The 24,071-nt window shown below is 72.3% G+C and carries 16 protein-coding genes; 2 read left to right on the plus strand and 14 right to left on the minus strand.

The features are described 5' to 3' along the window. Positions 1-7: 7 nt before the first annotated feature. The 3 genes from BG418_RS25550 to BG418_RS25560 all read right to left on the minus strand — a co-directional run bounded on the left by BG418_RS25550 (position 8) and on the right by BG418_RS25560 (position 2,568). Positions 8-469, minus strand: a complete 462-nt coding sequence (locus tag BG418_RS25550) for a hypothetical protein (RefSeq protein WP_188276313.1) — start codon at positions 467-469, stop codon at positions 8-10. A 120-nt stretch (positions 470-589) separates the two neighbouring features. After that, positions 590-1,291 carry a response regulator transcription factor gene (locus tag BG418_RS25555; protein ID WP_188276314.1) on the minus strand — a complete coding sequence of 234 codons (702 nt, stop codon included), beginning with the start codon at positions 1,289-1,291 and terminating at the stop codon, positions 590-592. After that, positions 1,288-2,568: a PspC domain-containing protein gene (locus BG418_RS25560; protein ID WP_188276315.1), complete on the minus strand. Its 1,281-nt coding sequence runs from the start codon at positions 2,566-2,568 to the stop codon at positions 1,288-1,290. The genes BG418_RS25555 and BG418_RS25560 overlap by 4 nt, the downstream gene beginning before the upstream one ends. 196 nt (positions 2,569-2,764) lie before the next feature. Here BG418_RS25560 and BG418_RS25565 point away from each other — a divergent pair, with 196 nt between their 5' ends. After that, positions 2,765-4,102: a PspC domain-containing protein gene (locus tag BG418_RS25565; protein ID WP_188276316.1), complete on the plus strand. Its 1,338-nt coding sequence runs from the start codon at positions 2,765-2,767 to the stop codon at positions 4,100-4,102. Positions 4,103-4,258: 156 nt separating this feature from the next. Here BG418_RS25565 and BG418_RS25570 read toward each other — a convergent pair whose 3' ends face one another. The 4 genes from BG418_RS25570 to guaA form a co-directional block, all read right to left on the minus strand. After that, entirely contained in the window at positions 4,259-4,786 is a 528-nt protein-coding gene (locus BG418_RS25570) for a DoxX family protein (protein ID WP_188276317.1), read from the minus strand. 105 nt (positions 4,787-4,891) lie between these two features. Next, positions 4,892-6,136: a hypothetical protein gene (locus BG418_RS25575; RefSeq protein WP_399000230.1), complete on the minus strand. Its 1,245-nt coding sequence runs from the start codon at positions 6,134-6,136 to the stop codon at positions 4,892-4,894. Positions 6,137-6,268: 132 nt separating this feature from the next. Next, positions 6,269-7,078, minus strand: coding sequence for a class II aldolase/adducin family protein (locus BG418_RS25580; protein WP_188276318.1), 810 nt, complete (start codon positions 7,076-7,078; stop codon positions 6,269-6,271). A gap of 161 nt (positions 7,079-7,239) precedes the next feature. After that, the gene (gene guaA / locus BG418_RS25585; RefSeq protein WP_188276319.1) at positions 7,240-8,817 is read right to left on the minus strand and encodes a glutamine-hydrolyzing GMP synthase; all 1,578 of its coding nucleotides are present in this window, start codon (positions 8,815-8,817) and stop codon (positions 7,240-7,242) included. 316 nt (positions 8,818-9,133) lie between these two features. On the opposite strand from guaA, the gene BG418_RS25590 reads away from it, so the two are divergent. Beyond that, positions 9,134-9,436: a chorismate mutase gene (locus BG418_RS25590; RefSeq protein WP_188276320.1), complete on the plus strand. Its 303-nt coding sequence runs from the start codon at positions 9,134-9,136 to the stop codon at positions 9,434-9,436. Between the two features lie 843 nt (positions 9,437-10,279). On the opposite strand, the gene BG418_RS25595 is transcribed toward BG418_RS25590, so the two are convergent. The 7 genes from BG418_RS25595 to BG418_RS25625 all read right to left on the minus strand — a co-directional run bounded on the left by BG418_RS25595 (position 10,280) and on the right by BG418_RS25625 (position 24,062). Further along, positions 10,280-12,103, minus strand: coding sequence for a GMC family oxidoreductase (locus BG418_RS25595; protein WP_188276321.1), 1,824 nt, complete (start codon positions 12,101-12,103; stop codon positions 10,280-10,282). Positions 12,104-12,156: 53 nt separating this feature from the next. Further along, positions 12,157-13,773, minus strand: coding sequence for a succinic semialdehyde dehydrogenase (locus BG418_RS25600; RefSeq protein ID WP_188276322.1), 1,617 nt, complete (start codon positions 13,771-13,773; stop codon positions 12,157-12,159). 119 nt (positions 13,774-13,892) lie between these two features. Further along, positions 13,893-15,494 (minus strand): serine/threonine-protein kinase, encoded by a 1,602-nt coding sequence (locus BG418_RS25605; RefSeq protein ID WP_188276323.1) that lies wholly within the window; start codon positions 15,492-15,494, stop codon positions 13,893-13,895. A gap of 110 nt (positions 15,495-15,604) precedes the next feature. Next, positions 15,605-17,188, minus strand: a complete 1,584-nt coding sequence (locus BG418_RS25610) for a serine/threonine-protein kinase (protein WP_399000237.1) — start codon at positions 17,186-17,188, stop codon at positions 15,605-15,607. A gap of 105 nt (positions 17,189-17,293) precedes the next feature. Next, positions 17,294-18,919, minus strand: coding sequence for a serine/threonine-protein kinase (locus BG418_RS25615; protein WP_188276589.1), 1,626 nt, complete (start codon positions 18,917-18,919; stop codon positions 17,294-17,296). 178 nt (positions 18,920-19,097) lie between these two features. Next, entirely contained in the window at positions 19,098-21,947 is a 2,850-nt protein-coding gene (locus BG418_RS25620) for a protein kinase (RefSeq protein ID WP_188276324.1), read from the minus strand. A gap of 105 nt (positions 21,948-22,052) precedes the next feature. Continuing rightward, positions 22,053-24,062 carry a serine/threonine-protein kinase gene (locus BG418_RS25625; protein ID WP_188276325.1) on the minus strand — a complete coding sequence of 670 codons (2,010 nt, stop codon included), beginning with the start codon at positions 24,060-24,062 and terminating at the stop codon, positions 22,053-22,055. Between the last annotated feature and the right edge of the window lie 9 nt (positions 24,063-24,071).

The raw sequence follows: 24,071 nt of genomic DNA on the forward strand, positions 1-24,071 counted from the left end.
CAGCCTCCTACGGGTGCGCCGGCGGCGAGAGCAGGTTCAGCCCGGACGGCTTGTTCAACGGCCCGAAGTCGTTGCCGACACCGAGGTCGTTGCTGAAGAACAACTGGTTGGTGCCACGCAGCGCGGACTTCTCACCGGAGAGCCGGGCGAGCAGCGCCGTGACCGACTTCCCCCAGTTTTCCTCGGCCTTCTTCAGACCCGCCGCGGTCGACCAGCCCTCGAACGCCTTGACCGCCGTGGCGGTCGCCTCGTCCGCCCACGCGCCCGCCTTCTTGCTGTTGGGCTCGAAGTCCGTCTCGATGTCGTTGGCGGCGGTCTTCTTGCGCCCCGCGTTGGAGGCCAGGTCGTTGTCGTTGCCCGGCCCCGCCGGCGCGGGCGGCCCGTCGTCCGGCACCCGGTTGAGCCGCATGCTCACCGGCTGCCCGGAGGCCTTCGCCTTGCTCGACGCCCACTCTTCCTCGAAGCTCATGGACCACTCCCCCGTGTCCCGGTGGATCACCAACGGCGCGCAGCGTAACTACTGTGCCGCGTGGGCACAGTGGGTTTGACGCAGTCTTGACAATCCCGGTTCCCGCCCCGGACGGGGCCTCTAGACCAGACGCCGCGCCGTAGCCCAGCGCGTCAGCTCATGGCGGTTGGAAAGCTGCAACTTGCGCAGCACCGCCGAGACATGCGACTCGACCGTCTTCACGGAGATGAACAGCTGCTTGGCGATCTCCTTGTACGCGTAGCCGCGCGCGATCAGCCGCAGCACCTCCCGCTCCCGCTGGGTCAGGCGGTCCATGTCCTCGTCGACCGGCGGCGCGTCCGTGGACGCGAAGGCGTCCAGGACGAAGCCCGCCAGGCGCGGCGAGAAGACCGCGTCGCCGTCCTGGACCCGGAAGATGGAGTCGACCAGGTCCGTACCCGTGATCGTCTTGGTGACATAGCCGCGGGCGCCGCCCCGGATCACCCCGATCACGTCCTCCGCCGCGTCCGACACCGACAGCGCGAGGAAGCGCACCGGGCGCTCCGCGTCCGCCATCAACGGGGCCGAGCGGCGCAGGACTTCCACGCCGCCGCCGCCCGGCAGGTGCACGTCGAGGAGCACGACCTCCGGCCGGGTCGCCGTGATCACCGTGATCGCCTGGTCCACGTCGGCCGCCTCGCCGACCACCTCGACGCCCGTCTCCTCGGTGCGCCCGATCTCCGCCTGGACACCGGTGCGGAACATGCGGTGGTCGTCGACCAGGACGACCCGCACCCGCCGCTCGGATCCGCCCTGGGCTCCCTGGGTCTGCTCCGTCGTCATCCGTCCGCCCTCTCCATCTCCAGCTCGACCTCCGTGCCCCCACCGGGCACCGAACGCAGCCGCGCCGTTCCGCCGTTGCGCTGCATCCGGCCGATGATCGATTCTCGTACGCCCATCCGGTCGCCGGGCACCGCGTCCGGGTCGAAGCCCGGGCCCCGGTCCCGTACGGACACGAAGACCGTACGGCCCTCGACCTCCGCGTAGACCTGGACCGCTCCGCCCTCGCCACCGTACTTCGCGGCGTTCACCATCGCCTCGCGCGCGGCCTGCATCTGCGCGGTCAGCTTCTCGTCGAGCGGGCAGTCGCCGACCACCACGACCTCCAGCGGGACGCCGTGCTTGTCCTCGACCTCGGCGGCGGCCTTCTTCACCGCCTCCGCGAGCGTCGTCGGCTCCTGCGCCTCGTCCTTGCCCGTACCCTCCGGCTTGTAGAGCCACGCCCGCAGCTCCCGCTCCTGGGCGCGGGCGAGGCGGCGCACCTCGCCCACGTTCTCCGCGTTGCGCTGGATCAGCGTGAGGGTGTGCAGCACCGAGTCGTGCACATGGGCGGCGACTTCGGCACGTTCCTGGGCGCGGATGCGCATCAGCCGCTCCTCGGAGAGGTCCTGCGTCATCCGCACCAGATACGGGCCGGCCAGCAGGGCTATGCCCGCGATCACCGCGAGCGCGGCCGTCATCACGTTGCCGAGCTGCGCGGCCGAGCCCCGCACCACCACGAACGCGGTGAAGCCGGTGCCGACCAGGGCCACGCCCGCCAGGCCCCGGGCGAGCGGCAGCAGTCGGCTGCGCTTGGCGCCCTCGGTCCAGCGCGCGCGGCGGGCGTTGTCCGCCTGGCGCCACACCAGGATCACACCGGCTCCGACCAGCAGCGTCGGCCAGATGTAGGGGCTGGCCCAGCCGTCGACGTTCACGTTCCCCGCGAAGATCGCAGCTCCGAAGCAGAGCGCTATCAGCGCGACGACCTGGCCCTTGTCGGGCTTGCGGAGCCTGCGGCGGCCGTCCGGGCTGACCTCGAACGCGGAGCGCGGCTCGACGGCCGTACCGCCCAGGCCCAGCGGCACCACGAACCAGAACACCGCGTACAGCAGCGCCCCCAGGCCCTCGATCGTGAACAGGCCGAGGAAGACGATCCGCACCCAGACCACCGGCAGCCCGAGGTGGCCGGCGAGCCCGCGCGCCACGCCACCGAGCATCCGCCCTTCGGCGGACCGGTAGAGCTTGCGCACGGGTGGTTCGTCGGCCTCGATGGGCGCGATACGGGAAGCGGCGACTGACATGCACCGATCGTCACACGCCGGACCGGGCACGGACATCAGGGAATGCCCCCACACCACCCCTGATCCGCGATCCCCGCACGGGGGAGGACGGATCCCCCGTCAGGGGGAGGCCCGAGCTCCCCATCAGGGCAATCTCAGGGACAGGCCAGGGTCGGACCGGGTGCCGCACGCCCGCACCGCCCGTCACCATGGACGTATGACTCAGCCGACCGAGACTCCCGTCGCGCCGCCGGACCCGGCGCCCGCCGCGCCGCAGCTGCGCCGCAGCAGCCGCAACAAAGTGATCGGCGGCGTCTGCGGCGGGCTCGGCCGGTGGTGCGACGTCGACCCGGTGATCTTCCGGGTCGCGCTCGGCGTGCTGACCGTCACCGGCGGCCTCGGCCTGGTCTTCTACGGCTTCGCGTGGCTGCTCGTCCCGCTCGACGGCGAGGACGAGAACGAGGCGCGAAGGCTGCTGTCGGGCCGGGTCGAAGGGGCCTCCCTCGCCGCCGTGCTGATGGCGCTCGCCGGGTGCGGGATCTTCCTGTCCATGATCGGCAACGATTCGGTGCTCGCCTTCGCGGGTCTGCTCACGCTGACGGTCACCGGCACCGCCGTCTGGTCGCAGCGCCGCTCCACCGCTCCCCCGGACGCCCCGCCGGTCACCGCCGCCGCCCAGACGGCGACCGGCGCCGCGTCCCAGACCTTCGCGACCCCGGGCGCGCCCCCCGAGACCAAGGCGCCGCCCGCCCCCGGCCCGCCCTCCTGGTGGCGCGACCCGATCGTCAAGGACGGCACCACCGGCCCGGTCGGCACCGGCTATCTGTGGGGCGCCGAGGGCGCCGACGCGCCTGCGCGCCCCGGGTTCGGGGCGCGCGCCAAGGAAGGCCCGGCCGAGAAGGCGGCCGACCGGGCCACCCGGGGCCCGCGCCCGATCGGCGGGCTCGTCTTCCTGCTCGCGCTGATCGCGGGCGGCATCGGCACGGCGGGCGCCTGGAGCCACCAGCCGCTGGGCACCGCGCTCCAGATCGGCCTGACCGCCGCCCTCGCGGTGTTCGGCCTCGGCCTGGTGATCAGCGCGTTCGTGGGGCGTACGGGGTTCGGCACGCTGTTCATGGCGGTGCTCACGGCGGCGCTGCTCGCCGGGGCCTCGGCGCTGCCCAAGACCATCGACACCCACTGGACCAGGGCGAACTGGAAGCCCGCCGCGATCGCCGACGTACAGCCGTCGTACCAGCTGGGCACCGGCGAGGGCACGCTGGATCTCAGCCGGGTCGTGGTGCCCGCCGGCCAGACCGTCTCCACGCGCGCGGAGCTCGGCGCTGGCCGGCTCCGGGTGTTCGTACCGAAGGGCGTGACCGTGAAGGCGACCATCCAGGTGGGCGTGGGCGACGTGCAGTTGCCCAGTGAGAGCCCGCACGACGTGAACGTCGAGCCGAACCAGAAGAAGACCGTGACACTCCCGCCGCCCGCCGGTGCCAAGCCCGCCGGGACCGTCGAGCTCGATCTGCATGTCTCCATCGGCCAGGCGGAGGTGGACCGTGCCGCGTCATGAGTTCCGGCCCGGGCGCCTCATCGCGGGGGCCGCGGTGCTCGCCACCGCCGTACTGTTCGCGGGTGATGCCGCCAACGAGTGGAACACGCCCTGGTACGCGGTGATCCCGCTGATGTCCGGCGGGCTCGCACTCGCCGGGCTCGCGAGCTGGATCGCCTACGGGGTGCGCAGACGGCGGCGCGCCGCCAGCCAGGCGTCCGCCGACAGCAGCGGCGTCCCTGCCAGCACCAACGGCAGCCAGGCCATGAGATAGGCCAGGTCGTTGCCGTAGTAGTACGGCGTGGTCGCCCAGCTCACGGTCAGCCACAGGCTGAGCGAGATCAGCGCCCCGCCGACCGCCGCGAGCCGCCCGAACAGGCCGACCAGGATGCCGAGTCCGACCGCGATCTCACCGAACGCGATGGCGTACCCGAAGCCGACCGGGCTCTTGAGGGCGAGGTCGACGAGGGCGGGGATCGCGGAGCTGTCGCGCACCGAGTGCATCAGCTCCCCGATCGAGCCTGCGCCGCTCGCCTTGAGGGTGGTGGTGCCGCCGGTGAGCTTGTCGAACCCGGCGTAGACGAACGTGACGCCGAGGAAGACGCGCAGCGGCAGCAGCGCGTACTTGCCCGCCGTCGCCCGCAGCCCCGTCCTGCCCGTCGCCGTGCCGCCGCTGTGTGTCCGGGTGAGGTATCCGTGTGCCATCGCCGATCCCGCCTTCCGTATCCCCTGTCAACAGACCATACGTACGGGAGGTACAGGCGGCTCAACCGGTTGAGCCGTCAACGGGCTCGGCGCAGTGCGTCGATCTCAGTCCGTGACGTCGATCGAGATGCGGTTCGTCTCGACGCCCGCCGCCGTCACCACCCGCACCTCGACCCGGCCGGGCTCGACGTCGACCGGGACCGGGACGGTCAGCAGGGTGTCGGTGGGGTTGGCGAAGCCGCCGGTGACCGGGATCAGCGGGACATGGACATGGACGGCGCCGATCCGCACGACCATCCGGGCGAGCCGGTCGGGGGTGCCCGCGCCCGGCGGCACGAATCCGGCGCCCCGGATCTCGATGTCGTCGCCGGTGCGGATCGGCGCGTCCAGATCGCCCGCCTCCCGCGCCCGTACGACCGAGAGCACCACCGGACGGCCGCCCTCCGCGTACTTCCCGGCGAAGTACGTCAGCGCCGACACCGCGACCAGGAGCGCCAGCGCCCACGGCAGATCGGGCAGCTGCTCGGGCCGACGGGCCAGGCGTACCCCGGCGAAGATCACGGCGACCGCGCTGACCAGCACGTACTGCACATCCGAGAAGCTGCCGCGCCCGGCGTCGTCGGTGAGCAGATCGGCGGCGCGCGGCCGCTCGGCGCGCACCTTCTGCAGCCGCTGCCCCGCGATGCGTACGACCACCACGCGGCGCACCACCACCGCGATCGCGCAGACCAGCGCGACCACCGTCAACAGGCCCGCGCCCCGGCCGAGTTTCAGGCCGTCGAGCACGTCGTCGCGCTCCGCGGGGCCGGACGCCCCGGCCAGGCGCAGCGCGAGGACGAGGACCGCGAAGACCACGAGCAGCACCCAGGCGGCGGCCACCGCGCGCGAGGTGGAGAGCCGGTTGTCCTCGCCGACGACCGGCGCGAGCAGGCCGCCACGCGCGCGATGCAGCCGGGCGGCCCCGGTGAGCAGGACGGCGGCGGCCAGCGCGGCGATCAGGCCCGCGGTCCGCGCGGCGGTCCAGCCGGTGCCGATCGCGGTGGACGACTCGGCGAGGGCGAGCGCGGCCACGCTGCCCCACACGATCGCGACGGTGGCCCGCCAGACCGCACCCGGCCAGGCGTGCCCCGCCTCCCGACCGCATTCGGCGAGCACGCGCGCGGACTGGGTGAGCTCGTCCGACACCCACTGCCGGGACGCCCCGGCGGAGTGCGCGACGGCGGCGGGCAGCCCCTCTCCGGCGGCGAACCCGTCGCGCTTGGCCAGGAACTCCGCGACCGCGCGCCGGTGCCCGTCCCGCGACCCCGGCCCGCACTCACCACCGCACTGCCGAGCCTCCTGCACCGCCACAGAGATCTCGCCCTTTCCCTCACGCCACGCCCAAGTCACGTCAACTGTCAGCGAATTGTGCCGTACGCGGGCCATCCCCCGCCCGACGGGGCGTCGCGGCGCGAGTGATTGACGCACCATCAAATTGACGTACTACGACAGGAGTTCGGGCTCCGACTCGCTGATCTGGCGCCACAGCGGCTGGTAGTTGATCCAGGCGACCAGATCGCTGCCGAGCTGATCATGGGTGGCGACCGCGTCCCTGCGGTCGATGAGCACGGGCTTTCCGGCCGCCCGCGCGGCCAGCTGCACCTGGGCGCAGCGCTCCATGGCGATGAACCACCAGGCCGCCGCGTCCACCGAGTCCCCCACGGTCAGCAGCCCGTGGTTGCGCAGGATCACGGCCTTGTACGCACCGAGCGCGGCCGCGATCCGGCGGCCCTCCTCGGCGTCGACGACCACGCCCGTATACGCGTCGAAGAGGGCGTGGTCCTCGAAGAAGGCGCACGCCTCCTGGGTGTACGGCTCGATCAGCTCGCCGAGCGCCGCCAGTGCGCGCCCGTGCACCGAGTGGGTGTGCGCGACGGCGACGACATCGGGCCGGGCCCGGTGCACCTGCGCGTGGACGGCGAAGGCCGCCTGGTTGACGTGGTGGCGGCCCTCGACGACCTGGCCGTCCCCGTTGACCAGCACCAGCGTGCCCGCCGTGACCTGCGCGAACGGGACGCCGAAAGGATTCACCCAGTAGCAGTCCTCGAACTCCGGGTCCCGCGCGGAGATGTGGCCGGACACGCCCTCCTCGTAACCGAACCGGGCGAACAGCCGCAGCGCGGCCGCCAGGCGCTGCCGCCTGTGCCGCCTCGCCTCGGCCGGGTCGTCGTGCACGGGCGGCAATGAGAACTGGAGCTGGTCGACGGGTATGGGTGCGGGCGGCTCCGCCGGGGTCTGCGGGATCTCGGTCATGGCCGGAAGTTACCGCGCGGTCCGACGAGTGAACAGGGTCGAGCACGTTGTTCGTCTGCGGGCCGTCTTGGGCTGGCCGCGCAGTTCCCCGCGCCCCTAAAACGGCGGAGCCGCCGCCCCGGGGTTTCCGGTGCGGCGGCTCCGATCGTCCGCTCAGTGGGTTACTCCCACTCGATCGTGCCCGGCGGCTTGCTCGTCACGTCGAGGACGACGCGGTTGACGTCGGCCACCTCGTTGGTGATCCGGGTCGAGATCTTCGCGAGCACGTCGTACGGCATCCGCGTCCAGTCGGCCGTCATGGCGTCCTCGGACGAGACCGGGCGCAGCACGATCGGGTGGCCGTAGGTGCGGCCGTCGCCCTGGACGCCGACGCTGCGGACGTCCGCGAGCAGCACGACCGGGCACTGCCAGATCTCGCGGTCCAGACCGGCCGCCGTCAGCTCCTCGCGTGCGATGGCGTCGGCCTCGCGCAGCAGGTCGAGGCGGTCCTTGGTGACCTCGCCGACGATACGGATACCCAGGCCCGGGCCGGGGAACGGCTGGCGCTGGACGATCTCCTCCGGCAGGCCGAGCTCCTGGCCGACCATGCGGACCTCGTCCTTGAACAGCTTGCGCAGCGGCTCGACGAGCTCGAACTCCAGGTCCTCCGGGAGCCCGCCCACGTTGTGGTGGGACTTGATGTTCGCGGTGCCGGTGCCGCCGCCGGACTCGACGACGTCCGGGTACAGGGTGCCCTGCACGAGGAAGGCGACCTCGGGGCCGTCCTCCTGGAGGATCTCCAGCTGCGCCTGCTCGAAGACGCGGATGAACTCGCGGCCGATGATCTTCCGCTTGGTCTCCGGGTCGGAGACACCGGCGAGCGCGGTGAGGAATCGCTCCTGCGCGTCGACGACCTTCAGCTGGACGCCGGTGGCGGCCACGAAGTCCTTCTCGACCTGCTCGGTCTCACCCTTGCGCATCAGACCGTGGTCCACGTACACGCAGGTCAGCTGGTTACCGATGGCCTTCTGGACGAGGGCCGCGGCGACCGCCGAGTCCACACCGCCGGACAGACCGCAGATGGCGCGCTTGTCGCCGACCTGCTCACGGATGAGGGCGACCTGCTCCTCGACGACGTTGTGGGTCGTCCAGGTCGGCTCGATGCCGGCGCCGCGGTAGAGGAAGTGCTCCAGGATCTGCTGGCCGTGCGTGGAGTGCAGCACCTCGGGGTGGTACTGCACGCCGTACAGCTTCTTCTCGTCGTTCTCGAAGGCCGCGACCGGCACGACGTCCGTGGACGCGGTGACGGTGAAGCCCTCGGGCGCGGCCGAGCAGGCGTCGCCGTGCGACATCCACACCGACTGCTCGGTGGGCGTGCCCTCGAAGAGCGTCGAGCCGGCCTTGCTGACGTGCAGCGGCGTACGGCCGTACTCGCGCGCGCCGTTGTCGTCGACGGTGCCGCCGAGCGTCGTCGCCATCAGCTGGAAGCCGTAGCACATGCCGAAGACCGGGACCCCGGCCTCGAAGATCTCGCGCTCCAGGACGGGGGCGCCTTCCGCGTACACGGAGGACGGGCCGCCCGAGAGGATGATCGCCTTCGGGTTCTTGGCCAGCATCTCGGCCACGGGCATCGTGCTCGGCACGATCTCGCTGTAGACCCGGGCCTCACGGACGCGGCGGGCGATGAGCTGGGCGTACTGGGCGCCGAAGTCGACAACGAGTACGACGTCGGGCGCGGCAGCAGGGGACGCTGATGACACTGGCGGCCTTCCGGCGAAGGGAGGGGGTCGGTATTTGTCGATTCTACCGGGGCGCGGGGTGGGACCTTTCGTCTCACCATCCGAACCGGGGTTGGCCCGGCCCGGGGCGGTCGGTCCATACTGTCGCCATGCGCAAGCACCAGACCTTCGTCTTTACCTATGGCACCCGGCCCGCCGGGCGCCATGGTCGTGCTGCTTGAGCAACTGACAAGCGACTTCCCAGGCGCCCCGGGCCGACAAGGCCCGGGGCGCGCTGTCATTTCCGGGCCTTGCCGCTCCGGGGCCGCCGCCCCGAAGACCCAAGGAGACCCCCGACATGTCCCTCACGCAGACCTCCATCACGCAGACCGAGAAGACCGGCGCCCGTACCGACGAGGCCGCGACCGTGATCACCGGCGCCCGCGAGCGCATCGACACGCTCGACGACCGGATCATCGGCCTCATCCAGGAACGGATGGCCGTCTCGGCCGTCATCCAGGAGTCCCGCATCGCCTCCGGCGGGCGCCGGGTGAACCTGAACCGCGAGATGGAGGTCCTGGCCCACTACCGGGACGCGCTGGGCAAGCCCGGCACCGCGCTGGCGATGACGATGCTGGAGCTGTGCCGGGGCCGTATCTGAACGGCCGAGGACGAGCGGGACGGGCCGCATCTGCGTTCGGTCGCATCCTCACCCGTCCGGCGCCGTGACCGCCCCCGGCCCCACTTCGTTTGTCAGGGTGTCCGTGCCAGCCAGGGGCGGGCCCGAAAAAACCACGCGTGGCTCCGCTGGAGCGTGTGACGCACCGTTGGTGCGTCGTGGGACCTCGCCCCAGCGCGCGTGACCGGACGGCAGGGGACAGCAGCCCGGTCACCCTTTAAAGCGGTCGGTTCCGGGGACGCCCGGGGCCGGCCGCATCCGGTCCAAACGGTTGCGCGGTCCGCAGCCCATCCCTCACGATGCAAAGACACGTCCCGTACTGCGCAGAGCGACTGCCAGTGGTCGATACCATCCGCGCGCCCCCCGCGCGCCGGGTCGGCCACCCGGCGCACACCCCGGCGGCGCCACCCCCCGTCGCCGCCCCGAGGCACCGATGCTGCCCTGACGTCGGTGCTGACGCCAAGGGCCCCGCGGGCCGTCCCCAGGAGGATGGCCCGACGCGGGGCCCTTCGCTCTGTCCGGGCCACTGCCGGCTTCTGGCCAGGCCCTCTTCCGCTCGCGCGCGGAGCCTCGCACCGCTCGCCGGGTTGCCCCGAGCCATGCCTTTGGCGGGATCTCTCCCGTAACCCTTCGGGCACCCGAAACAGATGTGACGGGAAGCACATAAGGATTCTGTGAGTCCTGGGACAACCATTGACAGGAGTTGCAGGTCATCCCCTGCGGAACCAACGGCCCCGCATGTTCTGCGGGGCCCGTGGACGAGCGGGGAGCGCTGCACTCGGAGGGGGGTGCAGCGCTCCCCGTCTTCCGTCGGTGGCCGAAGTCCTACACCTCGGGCTCGTCCGACTTCTTCGGCGGCACCGTCGGCATCCCCAGGAACGGCAGCCGCAGCGCGCCGAACGCGTCCTCCGGGACCGCCGGGGACTTCGGCGCCACCGCCGCGACCCGTACGTACGGCCTGCCCTGGGCCGGGCGCCGGTCGGTCTCGCCCTTGTTCGGCCAGAACGACATCGCCCGCTCGGCCTGCGCCGTGATCGTCAGGGACGGGTTCACGCCCAGGTTCGCCGAGACCGCCGCCCCGTCGACCACCGAGATCCCCGGATGCCCGAAGAGCCGGTGGTACGGGTCGATCACGCCCTCCTCGGCCGACGCGCCGATCGGGCAGCCGCCCAGGAAGTGCGCGGTCAGCGGGGTGCCCATCAGCTCGCCGACGTTCGAGCCCGCGAAGCCGTTGATCTCGGCGGCGATCGCGGACGCCGCCAGCGAGGCCGCCTCGATCTGCTTCGGGTTGGGCGCGCCATGGCCCTGGCGTGCGGTGAGCAGACCCTTTCCGACGCCGTCCGGCTTCAGATACGTCGTCAGGGAGTTGTCCAGCGACTGCATGACGAGCCCGATGATCGTCCGCTCCGACCAGCGCCGGTTGCTCACCGAGCGCGCCAGGAGCGTCGGGTGCTTCACCGCGTTCGCCAGCCATCCGAGCGCCCGCGAGGAGCCCTGCGCGTACGGCACCTGGAGGATCGACAGGCCGCCCATCGCGTTCGAGCCCCGGCCGTAGCGGACCGGCTCGATGTGGGTGTTCTCGTCGGGATGGACCGAGGACGTGATGGCGACGCCCCTGGTGAAGTCGACCCGGTCCGCGCCGTGCGCCTTCTTGTAGCGGCGGTTGTCGGTCTGCGCCCCGACCAGCGCCTCGGAGTTGGTACGGGTCAGCTCGCCCAACTTCATGGAGATGTACGGGAGTTGACCGCCCGAGCGCATACGGTGCAGCAGGGTCTGGGTGCCGTAGGTGCCCGCCGCGATCACCACGCGCCGGGCCGTGAAAAGCCGCCCCGGGGCCTTCTTGCGGTTGTCGGTGGGAAGCGTGGCCACTGCGTATCCGCCGCGCGAGTCGTCGGTGACCGAGACGACGGTGGTCATCGGGTGCACCATCGCGCCCGCCTTCTCGGCGAGGTAGAGGTAGTTCTCGTTGAGGGTGTTCTTCGCGCCGTGGCGGCAGCCCGTCATGCACTCACCGCACTCGGTGCACGCCTTGCGCGCCGGGCCCGCCCCGCCGAAGTACGGGTCCTCGACCGTCTCACCGGGCCGGGCCTTCGCCGTCCCGTCGGCGTCCTGCCCGTCCCCGAAGAACACGCCGACCGGCGCCATGTGGAAGGTGTCGCCCACCCCCATCCGCTGGGCCGCCGCCTTCAGATGCACGTCGGAGGGGGTCATCGTCGGATTGAGCCGCACCCCGAGCATGCGCCGGGCCTGGTCGTAGTACGGGCCCAACTCCTCCTGCCAGTCCGTGATGTCCTTCCACTGCGGGTCGTCGAAGAACTGCTTCGGCGGCACGTACAGGGTGTTGGCGTAGTTCAGCGACCCGCCGCCGACCCCCGCGCCCGCCAGCACCATCACATTGCCGAGCAGATGGATGCGCTGGATGCCGTACATCCCGAGCTTGGGCGCCCACAGGTAGTTCTTGATGTCCCAGGAGTTCTTCGGCAGCGACGCGCGCGTGAAGCGGCGCCCCGCCTCCAGGACGCCGACGCGGTAGCCCTTCTCGGTCAGCCGCAGCGCCGTCACCGAACCGCCGAAGCCGGAGCCGACGACGAGGACGTCGTAGTCGTACGCCGTGTCGTCCTGGTTCTGGGCAGGGGTCTCCTGGGACATCGGCTCTCCTCGTGCGACTTCGGAACGGGACGGGGGCAAGGAGTCGAGCGGGCTCAGCGCAGGCGGAGCGCCTTCATCGCCTTCAGGCTGCGGCTCATGAACGCGGCGTACTTCTCGTCGTCCATGCCGAAGGACGGCGCCAGCGGGAGGATCCGCTGCTGGGCGACGGTCTGGGCCTCGGTGTACTTGAGGATGCCCTCGGAGCCGTGCCGGCGGCCGAGGCCGGAGTCCTTCATTCCGCCCATCGGGGACTGCACGCTGCCGTACGCGGGTGCGTACCCCTCGTTGATGTTGACCGTGCCCGTGCGCAGCTTCGCGGCGACCTGATGGCCCCGGCGCGAATCCTTCGTCCAGACCGAGGAGTTGAGACCGTACGGGGTGGCGTTCGCGGCCTCGACGACCTCGTCCTCGTCCGTGAACCGGTAGATCGAGACGACCGGGCCGAAGGTCTCCTCGGTGCAGACGGCCATCGGGGCCTCTACGCCGTCCAGGATCGTCGGCTCGTAGAAGAGCGGGCCGATGTCGGGGCGGGCGACGCCGCCCGCGACCAGCTTGGCGCCCTTGGCGACGGCCTCCTCGACGTGCCGGGTCACCGTCTCCAGCTGACGCTCGCCCACAAGCGAGCCCATGTCGGCGCCGTACGCGAGGGAGGTGCCGAGCCGCATCGCCTTCGTACGGGCGGCGAAGCGCTCCACGAAGTCGTCGGCGATCGACTCGTGGACGTACAGCCGCTCGATGGAGATGCAGAGCTGTCCGGCGGAGGAGAAGCAGGCGCGGACGGCGCCCGCCGCCGCCTTCTCCACGTCGGCGTCGCGCAGCACCAGCATCGCGTTCTTGCCGCCCAACTCCAGGGAGACACCGACCAGTCGGGCCGCCGCGCCCTGGGCGACCTCGCGGCCGGTGCGCGTGGAGCCGGTGAACGAGACGTAGTCGGCGTACTTGACGACCTCGGGGCCGACGACCGGGCCCTCGCCGAGCACGACCTGGAACACCTCGGCGGGAAGTCCCGCCTCGATCAGCAGGTCACGGGCCCACAGCGCGGTCAGCGCGGTCTCGGTGTCGGGCTTCATCACCACGGCGTTGCCGGAGACGAACGCGGGCAGCGCGTCGCCCACCGACAGCTCGAACGGGTAGTTCCAGGGCGCGATCTGCCCCACCACCCCGCGCGGCTGGCGCAGTTCGGTGACCTTGGTGAGGGTCGGCACGACACCGGTGTGGCGCTTGGGGCGCAGATACGCGGGCGCCTTGCGGCCGTAGTGGCGCGCGGCCACGGCGACGGCCTGGACCTCCTCGTGCGCGTGCAGGCGCGCCTTGCCGGTCTCCAGCTGGATGAGGTCGAGGACCTCGCCCTGGCGGGCGAGGACCAGGTCGTGGAAGCGCAGCAGGACGGCGGCGCGCTCGCGGGGCGACGTCGCGGCCCAGGCGGGCTGTGCGGCGCGGGCGCGCGCGAACGCCTCGGCGACGTCCTCGGGCGTGGACTCGGGCAGGTCCGCCAGCTTCTCGCCGGTGAACGGCGTGTGGTTCACCGTCCGGCCGGAGCCGATGACACCCCGGGTGAGGCGGGCGACCACCTCGGGGGTGACCACATCGGCGGCGGTGCGGGCGCCCGTGGGAGCCGCGGCGACCGGGTTCGTACGGGTGCTGGAGGGCGTGGCCTGCGAGTCCGTCATGGGAGGGAGCGTATGCCCGGCGCAACCGTTTGGGTACCCGCCGGTAATACCTTTGTCGCACCCTCACAAACACGCCAGTAATCACTGGCCACATAACCGCTGATCAGGCCCTGTTTCCCTCAGAGGTCATGAATTTTCAGACCGTCGACGACTTGGCCGAACAGCTTCTCGCCGTCCTTGGACGCCTTGCCCGCGGCCGGCATCCTGACCCGCAGCTGCCAGTAGACCGAGCCTTTTCCGGGGATCAGCAGCTCGTGGAAGCGGAAGTGCAACGGGTCGGGGTCGCTCGCCGAGGTCGCGTACGGGACGAAGTCGGTGACCACCTCGGACGCCTTCTTGCCCTGGTGGGTGGTGTCCTTGACGGTGACCACGGCGTTGCGCATCTCGGTGGCCGACGCGCCGCCGTGCTCGTAATGGGACTTCCAGGCGGCCCCGGTGGGACCGGGGTCGTCCGTCCTGCCGGTGGTGTCGGTCTTCCAGACGTCGATCTCGAAGACGCCGCTGGGGTCGTAGTACCAGACCGCGTCGCCCTTGTCGCCCTGCTTGCGCTTGTACTCCTCGGGCACGGCGACGTCCGCGTTCAGCACCTCGTTCTCGGGCCGCACCTGCCAGCCGGAGGGCAGTCCGCCGCCCCCGAACGGGTCGGTGACCAGCAGCGTCACCGCCACCACCACCGCGAGCAGACCGCCGCCGACGCCGTACCGGGCGCGCTTGCTCTCGGCGAGGACCGGCGGGACCCAGGCGCGGGCGCCGGTGGCGGAACCGGCCGCCGCGCCGGGCAGCAGCCGGGTGGCGGCGACGGCGGCGGGCGCCGGGTTCGCGACCGACTCCAGGATCCGGCGGATCTCGGCCGGGGCGGGCCGCGCCGCCGGGTCCTTGCGCAGCAGCTGCATCACCAGCGTGCCGAAGGCGCCCGAGCCCCGGGCCGGCATCTGCGGCTCGGCCGACAGGACCGCCTGGAGGGTGGCCGGGGTGTTGCTGCGCCGGTAGGGGGACATGCCCTCGACCGCCGCGTACAGCACGACGCCGAGCGACCACAGGTCCGACTCCGGGCCGGGCCGCTGACCCAACACCCGCTCCGGCGCGATGAATTCGGGCGAGCCGACGAACGCGCCGGTCTCGGTGAGTCCTTCCTCGCCCTCGACCTGCGCGATGCCGAAGTCGGTGAGCACCACCCGCTCGCCGCGCCCGAGCAGGACGTTGGCGGGCTTCACATCGCGGTGCAGGACGCCCGCCTCATGGGCCGCGGTGAGCGCGCCGAGGACCGCGAGCCCGATCCGCGCGGCCTCGCGGACGTCGAGGGTGCCCTCCTGGAGCCGGTCGGCCAGCGAGTGGCCGCGCACCAGCTCCATCACGATCCACGGCTTGCCGTCCTCGACGACCACGTCGTGCATGGTGACGACGCTGGGGTGGTCGATCCGGGCGGCGGCCCGCGCCTCGCGCTGCATCCGCGTGTGGACGGTGGCGCGCTCGCGCTCGCCCAGGTGTTCCGGGACGCGCGGCTCCTTGACCGCGACATCGCGGTCCACCACCTCGTCGTGCGCACGCCAGACCGTGCCCATACCGCCGTGGCCGAGGCGGTCGACGAGCCGGTAGCGCCCGCCGAGGATGCGCCCGGCACCGGCCTCGCTCTGCGTGGGCTCGTACGCGTTCGGTACGGGCTGCGGCGGCTGAAGGCCGTAGCTGGTGGGCTCGTCGGCCCGTCCCCCGTCGTTCGTCATGCACACATCCTGTCGAACAGGAGTTGCCCGTGCCACAGAGGGGGTTCAGCGGATGCAGAGCCGTGACGTGACAAGGGCCGCGCGGAGACGTGACCGGCCGGGCGGACGGATCAGGCCGACGGCGTGAACGAGTCGAGCGCGGTGTCGAAGTGCCGCTTGGCCTCGTCGCGCCGCCCTATCGGCGCCGAGACCCACACGTCGTACATCTTGCCGCTCTCGTCCCAGGACTCGTCATACGTGTGCCGGGGCCCCTCGGCCGTACTGAAGCCGTTCCAGCTGAACTCCCACAGTGCCGCGTCATGGCCCTGGTGGGTGGTGGCGACGACCTTGCCGTCCCGGTAACCGGGGTTGGTGCTCGACCCGTTGGCGTCGGCGAGCCGCATCACGCCGAGCGGGCCGCCGGACACGGAGTTCTGCAGCCGGATGCCGAGCCGGAAGGCGCCGTCCGGCGAGACGTAGAAGACCCGCCGGTCGTCGGTGGTACGGGTGAAGCCCGCCGGGACCGTGAGGCTGAAGCCGTCCGGGTCGCGGACCGTGCGGTACCCGGCGGGCGCGGTGCCGGCCGGGGCGGGCTCGGACGCGGTGACCGTCACGGTGGCGCCCGCCGGCCCGGGTCGCACGGAGGCTGCCGAGGAGGCGGTGACCGTCGCCGTGGTCCCGCCACCGGTGGCGGCCTGTGCGTTGCCGCCGCCCTGGCCGCTGTCGTCGCTGCTCAGCAGGACGGCGGTGGCCGCGCCCGCACCGGCGAGGACGACGACCGCGGCCGCCGCGACCAGCGCGGTCCTGGCCCGCTTGGGCCGGGAGGCCGGGCCGGTCACCGCCACCCGCTCGGTCGGCGTGTACGTGCGCGGGGTGACGGGGGTGGAGCCGGTCGCCACGTACGCCTTCAGCAGTTCCGTGGCCTCCGGCGCGCCCAACCGGCGTACCGGGTCCCGGTCGAGCAGCCCGTGGACCACCGGGAGCAGCGGGGCTGCGGCAGCGGGCGGGCGGATCTCGTCGGTGACCACGGCGTGCAGCACACCGCCCAACGAGTCGCGGTGGAAGGGCGATTCGCCGCTCAGGGCGGCGCACAGGAGCGCGCCGAGCGACCACAGGTCGGACTCGGGCCCGGCCGCAGCCCCCTGCATCCGCTCCGGCGCGGTGTACTCGGGCGAGCCGACGAACGCGCCCTCCTCGCTGATCGTGGTGGTGCCCGGCAGCTGCGCGATCCCGAAGTCGGTGAGCACCACCCGGCCGGTGCCCTCCTCAAGGAGGACGTTGGCGGGCTTGAGGTCGCGGTGGAGCACGCCCTGGCGGTGCGCGGTGCTCAGTGCGCCGAGCAGCGCGATGCCCATCCGGGCCGCCTCGGCCGCGTCGACCGGCCCGCGCAGCCGCAGCCGGTCGGCGAGCGAACCGCCCTCGACCAGCTCCATCACGATGTACGAGCGCCCGTCCTGCTCGACCACGTCGTGGACGACGATGACGTGCGGGTGCTTGATCTGCGCCACGGCCCGGGCCTCGCGCAGCGCGGCCATGGCGGGGCCGCCGCCATCGGGGTGCAGCTCCTTGACCGCGACCTGGCGGCCGAGCAGTTGGTCCTGGGCGCGCCACACCGTGCCCATGCCGCCCCGGCCGAGCCGGGCCGTCGGCCGGTAGCGCCCGGCGATCAGGCGCTCGTCGGCCGGACCGCCACGCGGATCACTGGGTGCGGACACCGCGTCTTCCCCCTGATACTCGTCCTGGGCCCATCATGCCGCACGGGCCCGTGCCCGAGCAGGGCGTGAGGTCACGGGACGGCCGCAACAGGAGCTGACAGGCCGTCAGTTGAGCGGCGGCGGCTGCCAGCCGCGCAGCACCGTGTCGAACTGCTCGCGGGTGGTCGCCCAGTCGGTCTCCGGGCCCGACATGTACACCGCGTACTCGGTGCCGCCGCCGTCCGAGAAGTACATCTGGTCGATCGCGTGCCGCTTGCCCGGGAAGCCCTTCTTCTCCACGTAGGTGAACTCCCAGAGCGAGGAGTTCACCTGGTCCCGGAAGGTGTTGGAGTGCAGCGTGATCCGCTGGTACTTGGGCAGCCGCTTCTCCAGCGCCTTCTCCAGGTTCAGCTGGTGCATGTACGGATTCTCGAAGTCGGGCTTGCCCACGCTGATCCGGATGTAGTGGCGGCCGTCGTCCGGCGTGTAGTCGACCTCCTTGCCGTCCATCTGGCGCCGCCAGCCCTCGGGCACGAAGAGGGTGAACCCGGCCGGGTCCTTCACCCGCTGCCATCCGTCGGGCAGCGACGCGTCGCCCTGCTTGGTCGGCTTGTCCGTGGCCTTGTCCGGGGACTTGCTGGCCGTGCCGGTCGTGGTGGTGCCGGTGCTGCTGTCGCCGCCTCTGTCGCGGTACTTGAGCACGGCGAGGCCGACCCCGCCGCCGACGACGGCCGCGAGCGCGACCACCAGGGCGACCGTCCGCCAGCGCCGCCTGCCCGCCGGGCGCGCGGGCGCGACGACGGGCGCGGGCACCACGGCCTCCGGTGCGGGCACGGGCGCGGGTGTGCGGACCGTACCGGAGCCGCCGGCAGGGCCGTTGGCCGCGTGCAGTTCGGCCTCGGAGACCTGCCGGGTCGGCACGTACTCGTGCGCGGCCTTGGGCTCGCGCCCCTCCATCGCCTCCAGGAACATCCGCTCGGCCTCTTCGGCCGAGGGGCGGTCCTCGGGGTCCTTGCGCAGCAGGGCGGTGATGACCGGGGCGAGCGCTCCCGCGTGGGTGGCGGGCGGGGGCTCCTCGTTCACCACGGCCTGCATGGTGGAGATGGGCGAGGAGCGGCGGAAGGGCGACTCACCCTGGACGGCGGTGTAGAGCGTGGCGCCCAGCGACCAGAGGTCGGAGGCGGGACCGGGCTGTCCTCCTCGTACCCGCTCGGGCGCCAGATAGTCGATCGAGCCGACGAGTTCACCGGTTCGGGTGATCGTGGAGTCGCCCTCGATGGCGGCGATACCGAAGTCGGTGAGCAGCACGCGCGCGTCGCGGGCGAGCAGGACGTTGCCGGGCTTGACGTCGCGGTGCAGCACCCCGGCCGCGTGGGCGGCGCGCAGCGCGCCGAGGACGTGCAGGCCTATTCGGGCGGCTTCGCGGGCTTCTATGCGCCCGGTCTCGGCGGCCTTGACGGCGTCGGCGAGCGAGGGCCCGTCGACGTACTGCATCACGATCCAGGGGCGGTTGTCGTGGTCGAGCACATCGTGGACGGTGACCACGCCGGGGTGCGTGATGCGCGCGGCGGCCCGCGCCTCCTTCTGCGTCCGCGCGTGCAGCACTACGCGGTCGGCCTCCGCCACGTACAGCGCGGCGGTCAGCTCCTTGACGGCCACCGTCCGGTGCAGGACCTCGTCGTGGGCCCGCCAGACCTTGCCCATGCCACCGCGGCCGATGGTGTCGCCCAGACGGTAGCGCCCGGCCAGCAGCAGCCCCGCCGCCACCGCTTCCGCGCCCTTGCCGCTGTTGCTCTGGTTCTGTTCCACGTCCCCCGCCCGGCCGGTTCTTAAGGGGCAAGGTTACGGAGCGGATTCCGGCCAGGGAACCTCGGGGGCACCTTGCGCCGGACCGACTGCGAAGTATGTGTCTGAGGCAACCTATGAACCGTCAACGAGTGGCGCTGTAGGCGGCCGTGGCCTGCGTATAGATCTCCGTCACCTTGTCCCGCTGCGGCTCCGGACCGATGACCTGGATGAGGTGATACCGGCCATTGAGAATCATGACCTGATTGCGCACGTAAACGGTCCGGCCAGTGCTGTCACGCCAGGTGAACTGCCCCTCGGCAGTCACTTTTCGGCCAATGTCGACCCGTCTCAACCCGGCCGCGGTGGCCCAGGCCGAGTCCCGAAACGGCTGTAGCTCGCGCTCCTTGTCGCGCTGGTACGCGAGCGGGTCGTCACCCATGCTCTTGACGCTGTCCCGGCCGGGCACAACGACCAGCGTGAAGTCCCCACCGACATAACGGACTTGTCCGGCGTCATTGATGGGCTGCCGCTCGAAGGACGGATCGACGGCGGTCCGGAACCCCTCTGGGTCCGTACGGATCACGTACCCCTTGGCGGGCGGCTGCCCGCCGGGCGCGGTGGTCTGGGTCTGGGGGGAGGAGGGCGAACCGGTGCGCTCGGTGGTGCCGGTGCCGGGCGTCGGCGTGGTGCGCGGTGCGCTCTTTCCGGCGGGCGACCCACCACCGTTGTCCGTCGCGTCCTTGGAGCCGGACCTGGGCATGAAGAACACGGCGTACGCGAGGGCGGCGACGAGGAGCAGAAGGACGAGCAGGACGAGGCTGCGCCCGAGGGAACGGGGTGTGTTCTCTCGTTCTGGCGCGCGCGTGCGCTCCCGCTTCGGCGTACGAGACGTACGGGATTCGGCCCGCAGGGAGACGCCGGGCTCGCTGAACTCCTCATGTCTGCTCAGCCGCTCCGGCCTGCGGGGCTTGGGCTGACGCTTCTGTCGATGGCGGCCGTGCTCACCGGAGGCCGCGCGGCGGCGCCGCACCAACTCGCCCCGACGCCGCAGGATCGGCAGCCGGGTCGCATCGGGCGAGGGCAGCGGGACGACATGGGTGCCCGCGTCCGGTTCGGGCGCGGACCGCACGATCGAGCGCAGCCAGCCGCGCAGCTCCTCGAAGTCCGGCCGCTCGGTGGGGTCCTGGCGCAGCAGCGACTCCACGACCGGCCGCAGCGGGCCGCACTCCTCGGCGAACGCGGGCGGCTCGCCGCACACCATCTGCACCAGCTCGACCGCGTTCTCCTCCGGGTACGGAGCGTGCCCCTGCACCGCCCGGAACAGCAGCGCGCCCAGCGCCCACAGATCGGTGGCGGGCCCGATCGGCGGCGCGAGCCGCCAGTTCTCGTGTATCGGCCCGGCCTGCTCGGGCGCCCACCGCTCGGTGACACCCCCCACGACGGCGATGCGCGTCTGCCGCGCCCGCTCGGCCGCGAGGCGTGTGGTGGGCCCGTGGTACCCGCCCCCGTGCGGCTGCGGCGCCACGGCTCCCCAGCCGCCCGCGCCGTTCTCCCGGGCGACAACGCCCGCACTGGCATGCGTCTGCCGCTGCGCGTCGGCCCGCAACGCGTCGGCCCCGGCCCCGACGGCATGCGGCAAGGCGGGCTGCGGCGCGGCGGAGGGCGGGGGGCCGGTGGTGGCGGGGGGTGCGCTGGGGACGCCGGGTGCGCCGGAGGAGGTCGGTGCGCCCGGCGGGCGGGCGAGTTCCGGACGCGGGATCCAACGGCCCGTGACCGGGTCGTACGCCCGCCTGGTCCGCCCCGAGTCCGGGCCCTCCTCGACTGCGTAGGGGCTCGCGGACGCGGTGGTGTGGCCGGTGGTGTGGCTCGTGGCCGGTGTCGCGTGGGATCCGGCGGCAGGCGTACGGGGTACGCGCGTCCCGCTCACCGGGTCGTACATGTCCCGGTCGACGACATCAGCCCTGGAGCCGGTGTCGGCGTCGCGCCACACACCCTCCAACTCGGCCTGCGGGGGCGCCGGACGCTGCATGGGCAGTGCCCCGTCGTCCCCCACGCGCGCGGCGGCCCGCGCTCCGGCCCGGTACGCGGCGATGGCCCCGGCGCGTGTTCCGGCGGCGGTGGAGGTGCCGGGCCGGGGCACGAGGGCTCCGCCTTGTCCGGGGCCCGCCTGCCCGTTGGCCGCCTCGACGTCATCATCCGGGCCGTCTCCGTCCGGTCCCGCCGGGGACCAACCCGCGGGCAGCGCCGGCGCCCTGGTCGACGGAAGCGAGGCGGGCCGGGCGGCCGGAGCCGTCGGCGCGGGCGGCCTGAAGGGGGCGTGGGGGTCAACGACATCAGCCCCGTCGGTCGCCTCCACCGGCTCACCGGCACCCGGCGCCCCGAAGTCGTCGTCCCCACCGTCGAACCCCGCCGGCACCACCGCGTAACCGCACAGCGCTTCCTCCGCCGCGCCGACCGCGAGACCGGTCAGCATCACGCGGCCGTCATCGCATATCAACACGGTCCGGGCCGTGATGTTCCGGTGCGTCCAGCCGTGCGCGTGCAGCACGCGCAGCGCGGTCAGCACATCCGAGGCGACCTCCGCCGCCCGGTACGGCGCCATCGGCCGCTCGGCGAGCAGCGCGGCCAGTGGCCGGGCCATGACGAGTTCGCTGACGATCCACAGCGAACCGTCCTCGGCGAACACATCGAAGACCTGGTCGAGCCGGGGATGGTCGGGGATCCGCGCGGCCGCCTGGGCCGCCTCGATCGCGCGCCGCAGAAACGGATCGGCGGGCCGTCGCTGCGCCCCGCCGCCGAACCCTCCCCCGTACCGCCCGTCCGCCCCCTGCACCTCGGCGTCGACGACCTCCGGCAACGGCACCCGCCGCACCAGGACTTCCTGTCCGCTGTAGGTGTCAAACGCCCGGGTCTCGACCAGTTCGTACTCGTCCGAAGGCGGCAGCGGCAGCCGATAGCGGTCGGCGAGCACCCGACCCGCATACTCGTCCACGACGCCTCCCCAGAGCGCGCTGTCCCCCGAACCCGTCAATTCCGGTCGATTACCGGCCCATTGTGGCTGCGTACGGTCCGCGGGCTCTCACGATACGTGGCCTGCTCAGTCCTTGGGGCTGAACGTGTCGAACGCCGTCTTACGCAGCGTCGCACACGGCTCGGCGTCCCACTCGCCCGCCTTGCAGGTGATCATGATCGCGTAGCCGTGCGACCCGTCGGCCTTGAAGCCACGGTTGAGCACGCGTACGTGCTGGCCGCTCTGATCCCGCTCGAACGTCCAGTCGGCCACCGTGGGGTAGCCCTTGTACGACACCGACTGTATGCCGACCAGCTTGTAGTTGCTGCTGCTCCCCGCGACCGCGCCGGCGAGCTCCAGCCAGGCCCGCTTGGCGTCGTCGGACGGGCTGGAGTTGAAGTCGACCTGGACACGCGGGAAGCCGCCGTTGGCGCTGTATATGCCGCCCGAGTTCTCCCCGGCTGTGCCGGTGCGGTGGAACCCGGCGGGCATGGCCATGGAGAAGTGGAAGTCGCCGTCGGTGACCATGGTGTAACCGCTGGGCAGCCCGGCCGCGTTGCCGTTCCCGGACCCGGACCCGGTGCCGGGGGTCGCGGGCGAACCGGAGGTCTTGCCGCCGCTCTGCCCCTCGGTCTGCGCCTGCCCCTGTCCGCTGCCCTGACCCTGGCCCTGCGCCTGGCCGTTGCCGGTCTTGCCGTTGGCGTTCTTGTCGCCGCCCGCCGTGGCCCCGCTGGACGCGGCCTTGTCGCTCTTGCCGTCCTTGCCGGTCTTGGCCTTGCCATTGTCGTCACCGCCGCCACTCAGCGCTATCGCGAGCACCGTGCCGAGCACGGCCAGCGCCGCGACGACCGCGATGATCACGAGGGTGCGGCGCGGCACCACGTCGGTGAGCGGCGCCCGCACCGGCGCGGGCGGCCCGGACGGCGTCGGGGGCGCGACGGACGCCGACCCGGCCGCCCCGCCAAGGGACTTGGCGGCGGTCTTGCCGACAGCCCGGTCCTTTGCCTTCTCTTTCGCCTTCTCCTTGGCGGTGGTCTGCGCCGCCACCGCCGCGTTCCGTACGGACTTGAGCGCGCCCCGCATCCGGTCGGCGGCCGCGTCGGCCACCTCCTTCGCCTTCGCGCCCGTGTCGCCCTTGGGCTCGCCGGGCACGGGGGGCAGCGCGACGACCCGCGTCACCTCGGACGACACCGGCTCCGGCGCAGGCTCCGGCTTCTCCGGGGCGTGGATGACCTCGGTGAGCAGCGCACGCGCCGCCGCGTTGTCGAGCCGCTGCTCGGGGTCCTTGGCGAGCAGCCCGTAAATGACCTTCTCCAGGAGCGGTCCCGCGTTCTGCGGCGGGTCCACCGGCTCGGTCATGACCGCGGTCAGCGTCGCTATCGCCGAACCCTTGTCGTACGGCGGGACGCCCTCCACGCTCGCGTAGAGCAGACCGCCCAGCGACCACAGGTCGGCGGCCGGACCGGGCTTGTGGCCACGCGCGCGCTCCGGCGAGATGTACGAGGGCGCGCCGACGAGCATGCCGGTCGAGGTGATGGACGGGTCGCCCTCGACCTGCGCGATACCGAAGTCGGTGAGCACGACCCGGCCGTCCTCGGCGATCAGCACGTTGGACGGCTTCACATCACGGTGCAGGATGCCCTCGCGGTGCGCGGAGCGCAGCACGTCGAGGATGGCGAGCCCGACCTCGGCGGCCCGGCGCGGCGTCAGCAGCCCGTCCTCGCGCACCGCTTCGGCGAGCGACTTGCCCTCGACGAGTTCCATGACGATCCACGGCCGGTCGTCCTCGTCCACGACGTCGTAGACCGTCACCGCGCTGGTGTTGCGGATCCGGGCGATCGCCTTGGCCTCGCGCAGGGTGCGCGTGATGAGCCGACGCTTCTCCTCGTCGTCGATGCTGCTGGGAAAGCGCAGCTCCTTGACGGCGACGGTACGGCCCAGCGTCTCGTCGACGGCACGCCAGACCGTGCCCATGCCGCCACGGCCGAGCACATCCCCGAGCCGGTACCGATCGGCCAGGAGCCTGCCCTCGGCCTTACGGCCGGGCTCCTTCCGCTCGTCCCGCTGGGGCTCCCGCGACTGCTCCGCCTCCGACATGCGTCCCCT

Source organism: Streptomyces sp. CBMA152 (assembly GCF_014596475.1).
GTDB lineage: Bacteria > Actinomycetota > Actinomycetes > Streptomycetales > Streptomycetaceae > Streptomyces.

Bases quoted from the DNA above. Each gene is read 5' to 3' on its own strand.
- BG418_RS25550 (WP_188276313.1), bottom strand. From the start codon at position 469: ATGAGCTTCGAGGAAGAGTGGGCGTCGAGCAAGGCGAAGGCCTCCGGG.
- BG418_RS25555 (WP_188276314.1), bottom strand. From the start codon at position 1,291: ATGACGACGGAGCAGACCCAGGGAGCCCAGGGCGGATCCGAGCGGCGG.
- BG418_RS25560 (WP_188276315.1), bottom strand. From the start codon at position 2,568: ATGTCAGTCGCCGCTTCCCGTATCGCGCCCATCGAGGCCGACGAACCA.
- BG418_RS25565 (WP_188276316.1), top strand. From the start codon at position 2,765: ATGACTCAGCCGACCGAGACTCCCGTCGCGCCGCCGGACCCGGCGCCC.
- BG418_RS25570 (WP_188276317.1), bottom strand. From the start codon at position 4,786: ATGGCACACGGATACCTCACCCGGACACACAGCGGCGGCACGGCGACG.
- BG418_RS25580 (WP_188276318.1), bottom strand. From the start codon at position 7,078: ATGACCGAGATCCCGCAGACCCCGGCGGAGCCGCCCGCACCCATACCC.
- BG418_RS25590 (WP_188276320.1), top strand. From the start codon at position 9,134: ATGTCCCTCACGCAGACCTCCATCACGCAGACCGAGAAGACCGGCGCC.
- BG418_RS25595 (WP_188276321.1), bottom strand. From the start codon at position 12,103: ATGTCCCAGGAGACCCCTGCCCAGAACCAGGACGACACGGCGTACGAC.
- BG418_RS25600 (WP_188276322.1), bottom strand. From the start codon at position 13,773: ATGACGGACTCGCAGGCCACGCCCTCCAGCACCCGTACGAACCCGGTC.
- BG418_RS25605 (WP_188276323.1), bottom strand. From the start codon at position 15,494: ATGACGAACGACGGGGGACGGGCCGACGAGCCCACCAGCTACGGCCTT.
- BG418_RS25625 (WP_188276325.1), bottom strand. From the start codon at position 24,062: ATGTCGGAGGCGGAGCAGTCGCGGGAGCCCCAGCGGGACGAGCGGAAG.